Origin of the sequence: Limnothrix sp. FACHB-881, assembly GCF_014698135.1 — a bacterium.
Taxonomy (GTDB): Bacteria; Cyanobacteriota; Cyanobacteriia; order CACIAM-69d; family CACIAM-69d; genus CACIAM-69d.
On sequence record NZ_JACJSN010000012.1, the window covers coordinates 26,824 to 40,906 of the forward strand.

17 protein-coding genes are annotated in these 14,083 nt (G+C 52.6%); 8 read left to right on the top strand and 9 right to left on the bottom strand.

Annotation, left to right across the window (positions count from 1 at the left end; translation table 11 throughout):
- Window positions 1-59 precede the first annotated feature (59 nt).
- Both H6G52_RS12135 and H6G52_RS12140 read right to left on the bottom strand, forming a co-directional pair.
- Window positions 60-716 (bottom strand): HAD-IA family hydrolase, encoded by a 657-nt coding sequence (locus tag H6G52_RS12135; protein WP_190528622.1) that lies wholly within the window; start codon window positions 714-716, stop codon window positions 60-62.
- A 27-nt stretch (window positions 717-743) separates the two neighbouring features.
- Complete coding sequence (locus H6G52_RS12140) at window positions 744-1,709, bottom strand: lipid kinase (RefSeq protein ID WP_190528624.1); 966 nt, start codon at window positions 1,707-1,709, stop codon at window positions 744-746.
- Window positions 1,710-1,896: 187 nt separating this feature from the next.
- Here H6G52_RS12140 and H6G52_RS12145 point away from each other — a divergent pair, with 187 nt between their 5' ends.
- The gene (locus H6G52_RS12145; RefSeq protein ID WP_190528626.1) at window positions 1,897-2,367 is read left to right on the top strand and encodes a cupin domain-containing protein; all 471 of its coding nucleotides are present in this window, start codon (window positions 1,897-1,899) and stop codon (window positions 2,365-2,367) included.
- A 44-nt stretch (window positions 2,368-2,411) separates the two neighbouring features.
- Window positions 2,412-2,771 carry a nuclear transport factor 2 family protein gene (locus tag H6G52_RS12150; RefSeq protein WP_099534883.1) on the top strand — a complete coding sequence of 120 codons (360 nt, stop codon included), beginning with the start codon at window positions 2,412-2,414 and terminating at the stop codon, window positions 2,769-2,771.
- A 324-nt stretch (window positions 2,772-3,095) separates the two neighbouring features.
- On the opposite strand, the gene H6G52_RS12155 is transcribed toward H6G52_RS12150, so the two are convergent.
- Genes H6G52_RS12155 through H6G52_RS12180 form a run of 6 tightly spaced genes read right to left on the bottom strand, consistent with a single transcriptional unit; the run spans window position 3,096 to window position 7,124 of the window.
- Window positions 3,096-3,581 carry an MEKHLA domain-containing protein gene (locus H6G52_RS12155; RefSeq protein WP_370567702.1) on the bottom strand — a complete coding sequence of 162 codons (486 nt, stop codon included), beginning with the start codon at window positions 3,579-3,581 and terminating at the stop codon, window positions 3,096-3,098.
- Window positions 3,578-4,381 (bottom strand): rhodanese-related sulfurtransferase, encoded by an 804-nt coding sequence (locus tag H6G52_RS12160; protein ID WP_190528628.1) that lies wholly within the window; start codon window positions 4,379-4,381, stop codon window positions 3,578-3,580. The genes H6G52_RS12155 and H6G52_RS12160 overlap by 4 nt, the downstream gene beginning before the upstream one ends.
- Before the next feature lie 27 nt (window positions 4,382-4,408).
- Complete coding sequence (gene dtd / locus H6G52_RS12165; RefSeq protein WP_190528630.1) at window positions 4,409-4,855, bottom strand: D-aminoacyl-tRNA deacylase; 447 nt, start codon at window positions 4,853-4,855, stop codon at window positions 4,409-4,411.
- Window positions 4,856-4,905: 50 nt separating this feature from the next.
- Complete coding sequence (locus H6G52_RS12170; RefSeq protein ID WP_190528632.1) at window positions 4,906-5,592, bottom strand: PaeR7I family type II restriction endonuclease; 687 nt, start codon at window positions 5,590-5,592, stop codon at window positions 4,906-4,908.
- Window positions 5,593-5,625: 33 nt separating this feature from the next.
- A complete protein-coding gene (locus H6G52_RS12175; RefSeq protein ID WP_190528634.1) occupies window positions 5,626-6,636 on the bottom strand; it encodes a site-specific DNA-methyltransferase in 1,011 nt (336 codons plus the stop codon).
- Window positions 6,637-6,644: 8 nt separating this feature from the next.
- A complete protein-coding gene (locus H6G52_RS12180; protein WP_190354665.1) occupies window positions 6,645-7,124 on the bottom strand; it encodes a CRR6 family NdhI maturation factor in 480 nt (159 codons plus the stop codon).
- A 674-nt stretch (window positions 7,125-7,798) separates the two neighbouring features.
- Between H6G52_RS12180 and H6G52_RS12185 the strand changes: the two genes are divergently transcribed.
- The 3 genes from H6G52_RS12185 (at window position 7,799) to H6G52_RS12195 (ending at window position 10,912) form a co-directional block, all read left to right on the top strand.
- Window positions 7,799-8,365: a DUF2808 domain-containing protein gene (locus H6G52_RS12185; protein ID WP_099534887.1), complete on the top strand. Its 567-nt coding sequence runs from the start codon at window positions 7,799-7,801 to the stop codon at window positions 8,363-8,365.
- Between the two features lie 290 nt (window positions 8,366-8,655).
- Window positions 8,656-10,002 (top strand): HhoA/HhoB/HtrA family serine endopeptidase, encoded by a 1,347-nt coding sequence (locus tag H6G52_RS12190; protein ID WP_242026353.1) that lies wholly within the window; start codon window positions 8,656-8,658, stop codon window positions 10,000-10,002.
- 568 nt (window positions 10,003-10,570) lie between these two features.
- Window positions 10,571-10,912 (top strand): hypothetical protein, encoded by a 342-nt coding sequence (locus H6G52_RS12195; RefSeq protein WP_190354664.1) that lies wholly within the window; start codon window positions 10,571-10,573, stop codon window positions 10,910-10,912.
- Window positions 10,913-10,996: 84 nt separating this feature from the next.
- Here the strand turns inward: H6G52_RS12195 and H6G52_RS12200 are convergent, their stop codons facing one another.
- Window positions 10,997-11,530 carry a pentapeptide repeat-containing protein gene (locus H6G52_RS12200; protein WP_158234528.1) on the bottom strand — a complete coding sequence of 178 codons (534 nt, stop codon included), beginning with the start codon at window positions 11,528-11,530 and terminating at the stop codon, window positions 10,997-10,999.
- Window positions 11,531-11,670: 140 nt separating this feature from the next.
- Between H6G52_RS12200 and coaE the strand changes: the two genes are divergently transcribed.
- From coaE to H6G52_RS12215, 3 genes are all read left to right on the top strand, one after another.
- Complete coding sequence (gene coaE / locus H6G52_RS12205) at window positions 11,671-12,258, top strand: dephospho-CoA kinase (protein WP_370567703.1); 588 nt, start codon at window positions 11,671-11,673, stop codon at window positions 12,256-12,258.
- Window positions 12,259-12,305: 47 nt separating this feature from the next.
- Window positions 12,306-13,310 (top strand): arsenosugar biosynthesis radical SAM (seleno)protein ArsS, encoded by a 1,005-nt coding sequence (arsS, locus tag H6G52_RS12210; protein WP_190528636.1) that lies wholly within the window; start codon window positions 12,306-12,308, stop codon window positions 13,308-13,310.
- Between the two features lie 294 nt (window positions 13,311-13,604).
- The gene (locus H6G52_RS12215) at window positions 13,605-14,054 is read left to right on the top strand and encodes a DUF3531 family protein (RefSeq protein ID WP_099534892.1); all 450 of its coding nucleotides are present in this window, start codon (window positions 13,605-13,607) and stop codon (window positions 14,052-14,054) included.
- Window positions 14,055-14,083: the final 29 nt, after the last annotated feature.

Consider the following 14,083-nt stretch of genomic DNA (forward strand, 5'->3'; position numbering starts at 1 on the left):
ATGGCAATCGGCGGGCGGCGATCGCGGCTGCGGTCGATCGCGCCCAGAGCCACTACACTTTACCGCCGGTTTAGCCACAGGGCCCGCAGCCCCGCCGCTGTGGCCCCTTGGTAGTCATCCTCCAAGCTGTCGCCAATGTGCCAAGCGGCCGCCGGTTCACAGCCATGCTGGGCCAGGGCCGCAACAAACACGGCGCGATCGGGCTTGGCGGCTCCCACCTCCGTCGAGAGGGTGAAACTCTTGAAATAGCGCGTCAAATCCAACGCATCCAACACGCGATAAAGCCGCGTATCAAAATTGGAGAGAATCCCCAGCTCAATGCCCAACCGCTGCCACTTGGCTAAGGTGTCATGCACTTCCGGATACACATACCAAGGGGCCGCCGTGGCAAAGCGATCGTAAAGCGCTGCGAAATAGGCCGCGAAATCCGGAATTTCGGAAAATAATCCCGCTTGCGTAAACGTTTGTTCTGCCAGCCTTTCCCACCATTGATATTCCAGATGGGGTAATTGATCGCGATCAACCCCTGGAAAAACACAAGGATCCGCCGCCTTAAAGCAATCATAAAAGGCTTGATTTAAGGCTTGATCATCGAGTTGCAACCCAAAGAGTTGATTTGCCATTTGGGCATATTGCTGACCCACACTTTCCGCCACGCCAAATAGCGTGCCCACGGCATCGAGAAAAATCACTTGAGGATAGTTTTTTTGATTCATGAGCTGCACGACATCTTGAATGAATTCTCAGTCTAAGTTGTTTGATTGGGGATTGTTTGATTGGGGATTATTTGATTGGGCGCTGCTCGATTGAACACTGCTCGATCGCGCCGCTGGTACAAAAACCTTCAGTTGGGCCGGCAGCACTCGAAATTCAGCGGGCGTGGTGGTCGATAGCTCCCCATCGGTGTTGATGGACTTGGGACGACTGGTGATGATTTTTAGGGATGTGGCCTCGATCGTCCGTACATTCACGCAATCATTGAGGCGACCGGCGTGCATTGCAGGCAAAAGCGGCAACATTTGCCACCAATGGGCAATTTCCAGGCTGTATAAATCGAGCCGTTGATCATCAATGGAAGCATCCCAAGCCACGCTTAGGCCGCCACCATAATAGCGACCATTACCCACCGCAATTTGCACCGTTTTGACTGTTAGCAGTTCACCATTTACTTCAATTTTTGCGGTAAAAGGACGCGATTTCCAAAGGGCTTGGATGGCAGCAATCGCGTAGGCAAACACACCCCAACGCTTTTTGATTTCGCCGCTCAATTGGCGAGTGATGCTGACACTTAACCCCAGGCTGGCCACATTGAAAAAATAGCGATCATTCACTTGCCCCACATCGATCGCCTTGGTTACCCCTTGGGCCACCACTGCGCAGGCCTGTTTCAAGTCCGCCGGAATTGCCAACGTGCGCGCCAGGTCGTTGGCGGTTCCCAGGGGCAAAATGCCGAGGGGCAACCGAGTCTCGATCAAGGCTGGCAGGGCCGCATTCAGGGTTCCGTCACCACCGCCAATAATCACACAATCGATCCGGCTGGCATATTGCCGAATCAGATCGCGAAAATCGCTCGATCGCTTGGTGCTGCGAAAAATTAGCTCGAACCCCATTTCATCCAAAATGGCGATCGCCCGGCCGAGCAGTTGCCGCCCTCGGCGCGATTTGGAATTCACTAGCAGCAAGGCCCGCTGAGGAGCAACGGAGTCCATAATGCACCCGCGATCTAAAAAGGAAAACGGTTTCTAACGGTTTCTATTGTGCCATTGCCGCTCCCACTGTTTGGACAGGGCGATCGCGATGGGGCATTTTTTGTGAAGCAAGGGCCGCTAAACTCCTAGGCTAAAACTGGAGAATCGATCGATTCACATCCCTTGCGCGATCGCGCCCAGCAACTCCATGGAACCTAACCCGATTACGGCCAACAATGTGCCCGCCCAGCGTGGCCAAACCATCTATCCATCACCCTATGACGCGGTGGTTAAGGGTCGATTAAAGCGAAAATTGGGCGATTACTTTCAATTGTCAAACTTTGGGGTGAATTTAACCGAACTTGCGCCCGGTTCCGCGTCGGCTCTTGCCCATTGTCACTCTAAACAAGATGAATTTATTTTTGTTTTGGCGGGAACGCTCACCCTCATTGTGGGCGATCGGGAATTTGAGTTGCATTCCGGTGATTGCTATGGCTTCAAGGCGGGAACTGGCATTGCTCATCAACTGATCAATCGATCGCCTGAAGATGCGGTTTATTTGGAAGTGGGCGATCGCACGGCGGGCGATGAAGTGACCTATCCGAACGATGATTTAAAAGCTTGTCAACAAATAGATGGCTCTTGGGCTATCTATCATCGAGATGGTCAACCCTATTGAGATCCCCTAAAATTCCAGGCGATCGACTCAATGAGGAAAAACCAATGCTGACTCAATCCCAGGCCCAGGAATTTGCGCAAGAGTGGGTGGCGGCTTGGAATAGCCACGACCTCGATCGCATTTTGAGCCACTACGAGGAAGATGTGGTGTTGATTTCCCCGATCGCGGCTCGGCTCTTGGGTGACCCGACGGGAAGGGTGCAAGGAAAAGCTGCCCTTCGTCGCTATTTCCAAAAGGGGTTGGAAGTCTATCCCAATCTCAAGTTTGAGCTGTTAGATGTGATGTGGGGCATCGAAAGTTTGGTGCTTTACTACATCAATCAACAGGGCACGCAGTCGGGTGAGTTGATGAAACTCAGCAGCACGGGCAAGGTCTCCCAGGTGATCGCTCATTACAACAATTGAATCACGCAAATCGCCAACCATCCTGGTAGGGGCGCACCGCCGTGCGCCCTCGATTCGCTTGATGGTTGAATGCGTCATTCATGATGAAAATGACTAGCTAAAATGTCATACGTGGCATGAGGTAAATGGTCATTTATCCTTGATTCGCTTGATAGTTGAATGCGTCATTCATGATGAAAATGACTGATTAAACCGTCACATGCGGTACAGGGCGCACAGCGGTGCGCCCCTACTGGGGGTGAATGATAAAAATTTGATCATTGCAAGTTTTAATTGGTTGCAATTAAGCAGCTTAATGAATTGATTTTGATGAATTAACTCGTATCAATTGACTGGTTTAATTTGCTGGAATGTGGCGGCTTGACCGTAGGGTTGGCCTGCTTCATTGACTAGGTTCCAAATCAGCCCATCGAGGATCCGAAATCGACGACCCGTTTTGGAAATTCGCACCCCTTGATAGTTGCTGATATAGCCCCGATCGGCTGCTTCTGCTAACATTTTGGCTCGCTCTTCTCGGGCGATCGGCTCGGCGCTCAACCGAGATGGCAACTGCACAAACTCATCCCAACTCAGCTCCCACAACTCGATCGCCCGTTGGTTGGCATAGTTAAAAATCGGGTCAGCTTCCGTGCCGTGGGACACCACCACAAAAGGTGCGTGAAAAATCCGACGCGATCGCTCGATCGGGTCGAGATCCGCCGATAAATCCCCCAGCGATCGCCCCACCACCTGCTGGAAACTGGCCCAGAGGCGATCGACATGGCGCACCACCGCCGGATCTTGCCAAATTTCGATTACCCGATCGCTCACGAGGCATCTCCCAGGCTGGATTGACAGTGGGGGCAGGTGTCGAGGTCGCGATCGACCGGCCGACCACAGGCGCGGCACATCTGATACGTCCCCGGTTGCAAGCCATGTTGCAGCGCCACCCGTTCATCAAACACAAAGCATTCGCCCTGCCAGGCGCTTTCCGCCGGGTCAACGGTGGCTAAGTAATTGAGAATGCCGCCTTCTAGTTGATAAACCTGCTCGAACCCTTGGGCCAACAGGTAAGCGGAAGCCTTCTCGCAGCGGATGCCACCCGTGCAGAACATGGCCACCTTTCGATCTCGCTGGGGATCCAGCAGCCGTTCCACCGCGTCGGGAAATTCCGTGAAAGTCTGGGTTTCTGGGTCGATCGCCCCCTGAAACGAACCGATCGCCACTTCAAACTGGTTGCGCGTGTCGATTAGCTTCACCTCCGGATCGGCGATCAGCGCATTCCAATCGGTCGGAGCCACGCGGGTTCCCGTCCGCTCCGTGGGGGCCACCGGTTGGTTGAAGGTGACAATTTCCCGCTTCAGTTTGATTTTTAGCCGCTGGAAGGGCATAGCCGGGGCGATCGACTCGCGCGCGCTCAAATCCGTGAGGGCTGGGTGCGATCGCAGGGCCACCAACATCTGATCGATCGCCTCCCGAGTACCGGCGATCGTGCCGTTGATCCCTTCTTGGGCCAGCAGCAACGTGCCGCGAATCCCCAAGGCTCCGGCGCGATCGAGCCACTGCGATCGCCAATCGGCCCAATCATCCACCGCCACAAATTGATAGAGCGCGGCCACCACCACCGTCATCTTCTCTCTCCGCTAGGAATCCAGACTCTAGGAATCCAAAATTAAGGTCACTGGGCCATCATTGTCGATCTGGACTTGCATCATTGCGCCAAACCGGCCGGTTTCCACGCGCAAACCACTGGCCCGCAGCAATTCCACAAAGCGATCGTACAGGGACTCGGCCCGATCGGGCGCGGCGGAGCGATCAAAACTGGGTCGCCGCCCCTTGCGCCCGTCGCCATAGAGCGTGAACTGACTGATCACCAGCAGTTCGCCGCCAATCTCAGTGACCGACAAATCAAACCGAGGATTCGCCGCCGCCGGATCGGGAAACAGCCGCAAATCCAGACATTTACGCGCCATCCACTGCAACTCTGCCTCCGTATCGGTCGCGGCGATCGCCACCAACAGGTTCAACCCCCGGCCAATTTGCCCGACAGTTTCCCCCCCGATCGCCACACGAGAAGCCGTCACCCGCTGAATTACGACCCGCATTGTGCCCACATCTCAAAACTGATAAGCCTGGCATCGAAAACTTATGAAAATCAAAGCTCCAGCGCTGCAATGACTCGTCCCAACAGTGAAACCATAAACCCTCGAAACGTCAATTCAGGCTCTGGCTGATCATAGATTTTTGATTCTGTTCCCATTTGAGGAGCAGTTAAAAAGCAAGCAGAATCATACAACCGAGAGCGGATTAGCTTGATGAGTAGTTGCTGATATCGAGTGACATAGGAAGCACCTTGAAATTCCTCAAAGACTGAAAAATGAGGCTCCTTGATTGAAATTTGCCGATGAGCAGCTTCAGCATCTTCAAGCAAAAGGAAATAGCCTAACCAGGGACGCGGTGAAGGATAGAATGCTCCTTTTTCGTAGGCATTCCATAGATCAGTTGCACTACCCAATGCTTCTTCAGTTCGGTTGTTAAAATTATTCCCAAAAGACCCAACCTGGGATTTAAATTCAATTGCAGCAACTAACCGATGATTGATAATCACTAATAAGTCCCAACTTTTTTCTGCACGAAACCACCCTGGCAGCTCTGTATCTTGTTTCCAGTAAATGCAACTCTCCTCAACGCCAGCCGTGATTAAGAGGCTGGCAACTAATTCACGAAAATCATCAAGATGCTTTCCTGAACGGACTGCTTGAGCAGACTCAGATCGTATTTGCCAAAACCGTTGAACAGCAACCGCCAGCCTAGTATCCAGATCTTGGAGTACATTTTGCATTTCAGTTATTTTTAAACACTAAGGTTTTAATGATTAGCAATCAGAATGCAGCATCACCGTAGTTTTGCTGAACAGGCTTGTTAGTTCCTGGGCTAAACGGTCATAGGATTGTTTTAGGTATGTGGGGTCAATTTCATAACCAATGCTATTGCGTCCACACTGAGCAGCCGCGAGGGACGTTGTTCCTGTGCCAGAAAAAGGATCAAGCACCACATCACCTACAAACGAGAACATTTTAATTAATCTTGTGGCTAATTCTAGGGGATAAGGAGCCGGATGATGACGTGTTGATGCACCTGGAATATCACTCCAGATCTGTTGAAACCAAGTGCGGTGATCTGTTTCTGGAATAATACTCAGCAACTTAGTTGTTAAGTTCACTTTTCGATATCCCCCTGGCTTACGCTGCATCAAAACAAATTCAATATCGTTTTTGATGATTCCGTTGGGTTCATAGGGTTTACCCATAAAAACCGTGCCATTTCCCTTTGATTCTAGGGAAGCATTGGCGATTTTGTGCCAAATGATGGGAGAAAGATTATCGAAGCCAATTGCTCTGCAACTTTCTTGAATGGAAGCATGAAGAGGAAATACGGAATGGCGGCCATTATTTTTTCGTCGAGATAAGCAAACATCACCCACAACGCAAATTAATCGACCGCCGGGAGCGAGTAGTTGAAAGCACTGCTCCCAAACTAAATTGAGTTCATGAATAAATTGATCATAATCGTCAATTTCCCCCATTTGTCCTTGAATTGAGTTGTAAGACTTTAGGTTCCAATAGGGCGGCGAAGTCAGAATGAGATGGACACTTTCGGGTGGAAGATTCAGGCTTGTTCGGGCATCACCCAGATGAAGATGATGTTCACTAGGCCAATCAGCAACCTGCTCTTGGATGAGCTGCATGAGCCGAGTGTCTTTCGCAATTCTGGGAATGGCAGTCTGAATATTACTCAAATCGCCAAGGGCTGATAGCAAGGTGCTAGTTAGTTTTGGCTGCTCTTCCAAGGCATTGAAAGGGCTGGTGACCGGAGCGGAGATCATGTTAGTACCTAACTCAAATCCAGCAAGTCGAAAAAGGACTCGTCTAGGTCGTAGCCCAGCATTTGCGCCATGCCCTGAAGCCGCGATCGCGTGCCAATTCCTTGGGTTTTCAGCCAGTTGGCTAATACAAAAATCTTGCCCATCACGAATAGTTCCAAGGCTTCGGGATTGAACTGAATTCCGTCGGTGGGATGGAATTGGTGAGGAACCAGCATGGCCGCATAGCGACCGAGTTCGCCTGCTTTCCAGTCCAAAACAAAGGGCAACCAAGGATAAACCGCGTCTGCCCGCAGAAACCAGAGCCGCACTTCGGGAATTTCCGACAGCTCGCGGGGGTCGGTGGGGTCGCGGGGCAGGTCAATGGTGAGTTGCACTTGTTGTTCGGCGGCGGCAATGCCACTGGCCAAGAGCGGCTCGATCGCCCGTTGAATGGGGCTGAGGTCTAGGTTTTGGAGATGATCCGCTGTGATCGAAATGGTGATTGTCATGCCATTTTGCTCCCGGTGCAAATTCTGAGGGCTAAATCACAGCAAGTGGCGCGGGGTTGGGGCCCGACCATGGTGCAATTTGCCTTTCGTTAGTGTCGCGCGGGGGTGGGCCCTTTTGGCAAACCAGAGCCACAGGACTGCTAATCGTTGGCCCAATGGCAGCTAATGGCCCATGGGATTGGGGGCGAACTCGCGTCAGTGCAGGATCGAGAACCCGTGAGCACCCCCTGAATTTGAGCGCTCCTTAAGTTTGAGCCTTAAATTTGAGCCTTGAATTTGAGTATTTCTTTGAGCCTCTTTTGGAGCCTCTCTTTGAGCGCCGCTTGGCGCGACAATTGGCGAGCGATTTGGGTTGGGGCGATCGCGCTCCCCACAAGCGGTCAAAGTTTTGATACGCTTTGTTTAGAAAATTGGTAAATCTTGGCCATTTTTGTGCTGTCTTAGTGATCATCAACGATACCTATGGGGGTGGGGCCCAAAACCCAGTCACCATCAGCGATCGACAGCGTTTCACCGGCAAATTCCCTCGGCAAAACTCTTCGGTGAGTCTTCTGAAAATGAAAGCTTTCGATGAGTTGCCCCGGCGAGCTTTTCGCGGTGAAAATTCCCGATGTCCAAGGTTTATCGCCGCTTCATTGCTCCATTTGTTTGGCTCCAATTGGGAGACACCATCCATGCCCTTTAAGTCTTTTGCCCCGGCTTCGAGTCAGCCGCGTGCCCTGTCGCAGCGTTGGGTGCGTCGCGGTTTGGCAGCCTTGGCCGCGCTGAGTTGCAGCCTGGCAGTTGTGCCGGCAGTGGTGGCGCAGGAGTTGCCTGGATTCACGCTCTTTGGTGGCCCCCGTCGCGAAAGTCAACTGAGCTTCCGGCTCGATCGGGGTCGTGAAAGCTCCTGGGATCGCTACCGGTTGCGGATTCCGGCTCAGAACCTGGCGATCGCCCAAATCGCGATCGACTATCCCGACTATTACAAGGGACGTTTCGACACCGATCGCATTGATGTGCGGTACAAGAACGGTGGCGAGAAGGTTGAGCTAGATCGGGTGGTTTGGAATCCGGAAAACTACACGATCGAGATTTATCCTAAGGAACCGATTCCCTCGGGTAAGCAGCTTGAGGTGGTGCTCAGCAATGTGCGCAACCCGGATATGGGCGGGATGTATTACTTCAACTGCCGGATTTTGACCCCCGGTGACACGCCCTTGCTGCGCTATATCGGTACCTGGCTGATTCAAATTACCTAACGTTCAGCTCCGGTATGGTTCTGGGGAGCCGAGCGCCCCGCCCTTGCCAGCCATTTTGAATCCGAAGCGGGCGCGAGTCTGTTTCGGATTTCGCTTTCTGGCTCCCCTGATGTCTTGATGTTTTGATGTCTTGATGTCGATATGGGCTGGCATTCAGTTCGCAAGGGGCTTGTGCTCAGAACCCCTAGAAACCCGGAAGCCAAGAAACCTAGAACACCTGAAGCCTCTGGATCACCTGGATTGCCTGGAAGCTCTGGAAAATCTGGAACATTTGGAACCAAACAACCGCAATGGAATTTAGCGTTATGGGACTTGGGGCCAATCATCAACAAAACCCACTGAAACGCCTGAAACAGCGCCTAACAAAACGCCTGGGTTTAATATTTTTCGGCGGGCAAACGCAACCATCGCCACGGCCTCAACTGCAATCGTCACCATGGCAACCGTCGTCATGGCAACGGGCGATCGGGGCGATCGGGCTGGCGGTGTTGCTCTGGGCGATCGCCCTGGTCGGCCCAATTGCCTCCGCCGTTGCCCTGGTGGATGACAGCGCCACGGCCCAGCGCCCGGCGGAGGTGGCGGCTCCCCGCAGCAACAGTTTTGTGACGGCGGCTGTGAACCGGGTGGGTGCGGCCGTGGTGCGCATCGACACGGAACGCACCGTGACCCGGCGGGTTGACCCGTTTTTTAACGATCCGCTGTTTGAGCGCTTCTTTGGGGATGAGTTTTTTCGGCAAATGCCCCGAGAACAGCGCCAACGGATTGCGGGGCAAGGCTCCGGCTTCATTATTGAAAGTGATGGTCTGCTGTTGACCAATGCCCATGTGGTAAATCGGGCCGATCGCGTGACCGTGACCCTCAAGGATGGGCGGGAGTTTGATGGGCGCGTGCTGGGGGCCGATGAGGTCACCGATTTGGCGGTGGTGAAAATCAGCCCCGGCAATGAACGGTTGCCGGTGGCTCCCCTGGGCGATTCGGATTTGGTGCAGGTGGGCGATTGGGCGATCGCGGTGGGGAACCCGTTGGGGCTGGACAACACGGTCACCCTGGGCATTGTCAGCACCCTGAAGCGATCGAGCGTGCAGGTGGGCATTCCTGACAAGCGCCTAGACTTCATCCAAACCGACGCGGCCATCAACCCCGGAAACTCCGGCGGCCCACTGCTGAACGATCGGGGCGAGGTGATTGGCATCAACACCGCCATCCGTGCCGACGCGATGGGGATTGGGTTCGCCATTCCCATCAACAAGGTGAAGAGCATTTTGCCCTTGCTGTCGAAGGGTCAGGCCGTGCCGCATCCGTTCCTGGGCATTCAGATGCGCACCTTGACTCCTGACTTGGCCCGCAAAAACAACAGCGACCCCAACGCCGCCATCATGCTGCCGGAAGTGTCGGGGGTGTTGGTGGTGAATGTGATTCCCGATTCGCCTGCGGCCCGGGGTGGCCTGCGGCGGGGTGATGTGATTGTGCAAATTGATGGCACGGGGGTCACCAGCGCGGAACAGTTGCAAGGACTGGTGGAACGCAGCCGCGTGGGTCAGGCCCTGGCCATGACTGTGCGACGGGGCGATCGGGGTGGCAATCAACAGCTCTCGGTGCGCACTGGACAAATGCAGGATTTTGCGGACGATCGCTAGGATTCAACCCCGATCGTTGCCATCCACCTTCTGCGCCAATGGTGCGTCAATCGTGCGTCAATGTTGTGCCCATGGTGCGCCAATGGTGCGCCAACGGTGCGCTAATTGATTGCTCGTTCCAATTCAAGAAAACCAGCGCCAGGGGTCGATCGATCCCTGGCTTTTGGTCAACGCCGATTTTTGATGAGCTGGCAGGCAATCGAACATCGCGTCAGTCTTCAGCAATTAGCACTAAAAAGCTGAGAGTGCTAACAGATTGCAGCCCATAAAACGAAATTTTTGTATCAATTGAGTCTTTTATAACTTGAGATTTTTACAAGGTTGTTGCATTTGCCAATAAATTTCTAAAATCATTGCCAAGCTCAAAAAATTTGCGCTAATACATAAAGTCAAGAATCAGTTCATAGCCCCCATTCACAGCTCAGAACGAATCAGAACGAATCCCTTTTCATTCAATTTCATGACCTTCACCGTCTGCAATCACCTTCTCAGCCCTTGAGACATGCGCTCGGAGAAGATTGCGCCTCTATTTTTCAGAAATGCCCTTTGAAATTTGTGGGAGTTTGCCATGGATTACACATTTGAAATTGTGGGTGTGTCTCCAGTGCTGCACTTTTTTCATGAGCAACAACAGTTAATTGAGCGATCGCCCGCTCCCCCTGTGGAATATATCGGTAGTTTTCAATGCACGCTGGATGCCACCTTGGAATCGATCGAACCGGTGCTTTGGCGGCATGATTGGTCTTGGAATGATATTTCCGCCACGGTGGTGGATTTTTGGATGCAAAATGCTGATGCGATCGCCTTTTGGAAACATCGCCTTGCGGACGCGGGCCAGGGCAGTTTAATGGTGTCGCGGTTGGGCAATGCGGATGGGTTGCGCCAGGAATTTGAGGCGCTGCTGAGTTAAGCCAACTAGAGCCGAATGAAGCCAAAGTCGGTCAGCTTGCGCCCAGGTTCCGAGGCAGCCTCGGGGCCTTGGCTAACTCCAGGCCTAAAGTCGAAAACCCGGTGGCAGTTGGGCCCCGCTCAACTTAGCCCCGTTCAGTTCCGCTAGGGTCAAATCTGCGCCGGTTAAGTCCGCGTTGGTCAGGTCAGCGTTCCTGAGATTGGCATAAAACAACACGGCGCGATCGAGCTTGGCCCCACTCAAAAATGCTTGGAATAGATTGGCATTGGTCAAATCAGCCCCGGAAAGGGTTGCACCAATTAGATTTGTCGCCTGAAACTTGGCCTCAAACAACCGGGCCCCCGACAGGTCAACCCCCTCCAAATTCGCCCCCGTGAAGTCAGCCCCCGACCAATCCGTATTCGCCAACTTCGCCTTTGATAAATTCACCCCCACCAACCGCGCTCCAATGAAGCTGTTGCCCGACAGGTCGGCTTCGCTGAGGTCGCAACCGCTGCACTCGTTGGTGCGTCGCAATCGCAGCAGATCATTTTCCGAGAAGGCTCGCACCGGCAGGGCCGGGCTACTCAACCAAGCGCCCACAAGAGCAATGCCGATCGCGCGGTGAACCTTCAACATGGGGGTGCAAAAAATGGGGCAGGGAAAAAATGGAACCAGAATTGCAGACAGGAGACAAGGCCAAACAGCCCCAACAAACCGGGATGCCATCCCTACGATTATTGTAGGAGTTCAGTCCCGGAATCAATCAGGGGGCCCAGGTGCGAATCATTGGACTTACGGGCGGCATTGCCACGGGCAAAACCACAGTGTCAGACTATTTGGCAGAACGCTATGGATTGCCGGTGTTGGATGCGGATCAGTTGGCGCGATCGGCCGTGGAACCGGGGTCACCCCTTTTGCCGGCGATCGCCCAGCGGTTTGGTGCTGATGTGATTGGTGCTGATGGCTCGCTCGATCGACCCCGTTTAGGCGAAATTGTGTTTCAGCAGCCGGCCGAGCGCCAATGGTTAGAAGCCCAAATTCACCCGATCGTGCGGGCCCATTTGTTGGCTGGAATTGCGGCTCATCAAGGGCGATCGAACAGCATTGTCTTAGCCATTCCCCTCCTATTTGAAGCCCAAATGACCGATTTAGTCACGGAAATTTGGGTGGTTAGTTGTGAGCCAGCCCAGCAATTGCACCGGTTAATGACCCGAAATCATTTGACGGTTGATCAGGCCCAAGCTCGCATCAACAGCCAATGGCCACTGGCACAAAAAATGGCGCGGGCCGACGTGGTTTTGCACAACCAGGGAACTTTACTAGAGCTATTTCAGCAAGTTGATCACGCCTGGGAAAGTTGTTAACAAGTTTCAAGCTTCAAGTTGGATCGTTAGGAAGTTCTAGAAATTTCATGCATAGTCCTGTGATTGCCGCCGTTGATTCTCCGCGTCCTTTTGCCGAAGCCCTTGGCACTTGTCTAACGAAGCGCACCATTCGTGTGTTGCAAATCAACCTTGGCAAACGCTGTAACCTGGCCTGCACCCATTGCCATGTGGAAGCGGGGCCAAAACGCACTGAAGCTATTAGCCCGGAAGTCTGTGAGCAGTTAATTGCCATCATTCAGCAATTTCCACAGATTCAAACGGTGGATTTAACGGGCGGTGCACCAGAAATGCACGATGGCTTTCGGGCTTTGGTGCAAGCGGCGGCCGCTGCCAAAAAGGAAGTGATTGTTCGGTCAAATTTAACCATTTTCTTTGAGGATGGGTTTGAAGATTTGCCGGACTTTTTCCAAAACTATCATGTGCGAGTCGTGGCTTCGTTGCCTTGTTATCTGTCAGAAAATGTCGATCGACAACGGGGACGCGGTGTGTTCGATCGCTCCATTGCCGCCCTCAAACTCCTAAATCAGCGGGGCTATGGGCGAGATCCAAAACTGCAAATCGACTTGGTTTATAACCCACCAGTTCCCACGGGGGCTAATTTTTCACTGCCACCGGCCCAAGCGGGTTTGGAAGTGGCCTATCGTCAGCGTTTAAAAGCTGATCACAACATTGATTTCAATCATTTACTGACCATCACCAATCTCCCGATCGGGCGGACTAAATTAGCCCTGCAAGCTCGCCAACTGGAAGCCGATTATTGTCAGTTTTTGGCTCAAAATTTCAATGCCGACACCGTGGCAGGGTTGATGTGTCGTGATCAGCTATCGGTGGACTATCGAGGCTATCTTTACGATTGCGATTTTAACCAAATGGAGGAGATCCCAGCCCGATCGCCCGATGGTAAAATGCTGACCCTGGCGGATCTGTTGGCAGCCGGTTCCCTGGATTTAATCCAAACGGTTCAGACCGATCGCCACTGCTACGGATGCACGGCCGGCGCTGGTTCCAGTTGTGGCGGCGCGTTGCTTTAGGCAGCTCCCGTTGATTTCGATCGGTTGAGTTCATCCATGTAATTCAGTTCAATCCAGTCAACTGACAGCCCTTACCTCGCTAACTAAGCACAGCCGATCGTAGGGTGGGCAATGCCCACCAAACCGTTGCCTCATGGCATCTGCAATATGGCGTGCCGATTATTTTCAGTAAAGGCTGTAGTGCATTAGCGGCTGGTTAATGCTTGCGATTGCGTTGGTCTATTGAATTGAATTCATTTGACTGATCGAATCAATTCAGTGATTGGCAATTCATCCCTTTTCTCTCTCTTTTCCATGGACATTCAATTTCGCGAGTTTGACCCCTTTAATGTTTGGATTTGGCTGGAGCTGGACACCGTTCCAGGACGCATGGAGCAGCAATACATTGAAGAGGTTTTTGATTCCTGGTTTTTCTTAGGGAAATTAGGTGGATTCAATGCCGAAAACGCGCAGGTTCAAGAGGTGGGATTGGACTTGAGCTATATGGAATATGACAGTGAAGTACTGGATCAATCGATGATGGCCCTGATGCACAACATGGGCGAAGTGGAGTTTGAAGGAACCCGCGCCCGTTGCTGGTTTGACTTGGGAACCAGTGATGCGATCGCCCTGGATGTGTTGATCAATGCCTTTGCTCAACTGAGTCGAGAATTTTTGGAAATTCGCCGTATTAGCATCGGTGGTGAAGATGAAGATTGGCCGATTGATGAAAGCAAACGCCAATCTAGTTCGGATTTCAATTAATGCAGCTAATTTAGCTAATTCAGCTAATG

Coding starts and splice junctions, on each gene's coding strand:
- H6G52_RS12200 (WP_158234528.1), bottom strand. CDS start 11,530: ATGTTGAAGGTTCACCGCGCGATCGGCATTGCTCTTGTGGGCGCTTGG.
- H6G52_RS12150 (WP_099534883.1), top strand. CDS start 2,412: ATGCTGACTCAATCCCAGGCCCAGGAATTTGCGCAAGAGTGGGTGGCG.
- H6G52_RS12190 (WP_242026353.1), top strand. CDS start 8,656: ATGGAATTTAGCGTTATGGGACTTGGGGCCAATCATCAACAAAACCCA.
- H6G52_RS12170 (WP_190528632.1), bottom strand. CDS start 5,592: ATGCAAAATGTACTCCAAGATCTGGATACTAGGCTGGCGGTTGCTGTT.
- H6G52_RS12160 (WP_190528628.1), bottom strand. CDS start 4,381: ATGACGGTGGTGGTGGCCGCGCTCTATCAATTTGTGGCGGTGGATGAT.
- H6G52_RS12195 (WP_190354664.1), top strand. CDS start 10,571: ATGGATTACACATTTGAAATTGTGGGTGTGTCTCCAGTGCTGCACTTT.
- arsS (WP_190528636.1), top strand. CDS start 12,306: ATGCATAGTCCTGTGATTGCCGCCGTTGATTCTCCGCGTCCTTTTGCC.
- dtd (WP_190528630.1), bottom strand. CDS start 4,855: ATGCGGGTCGTAATTCAGCGGGTGACGGCTTCTCGTGTGGCGATCGGG.
- H6G52_RS12215 (WP_099534892.1), top strand. CDS start 13,605: ATGGACATTCAATTTCGCGAGTTTGACCCCTTTAATGTTTGGATTTGG.
- H6G52_RS12140 (WP_190528624.1), bottom strand. CDS start 1,709: ATGGACTCCGTTGCTCCTCAGCGGGCCTTGCTGCTAGTGAATTCCAAA.
- H6G52_RS12175 (WP_190528634.1), bottom strand. CDS start 6,636: ATGATCTCCGCTCCGGTCACCAGCCCTTTCAATGCCTTGGAAGAGCAG.
- H6G52_RS12185 (WP_099534887.1), top strand. CDS start 7,799: ATGCCCTTTAAGTCTTTTGCCCCGGCTTCGAGTCAGCCGCGTGCCCTG.
- H6G52_RS12135 (WP_190528622.1), bottom strand. CDS start 716: ATGAATCAAAAAAACTATCCTCAAGTGATTTTTCTCGATGCCGTGGGC.
- H6G52_RS12145 (WP_190528626.1), top strand. CDS start 1,897: ATGGAACCTAACCCGATTACGGCCAACAATGTGCCCGCCCAGCGTGGC.
- H6G52_RS12180 (WP_190354665.1), bottom strand. CDS start 7,124: ATGACAATCACCATTTCGATCACAGCGGATCATCTCCAAAACCTAGAC.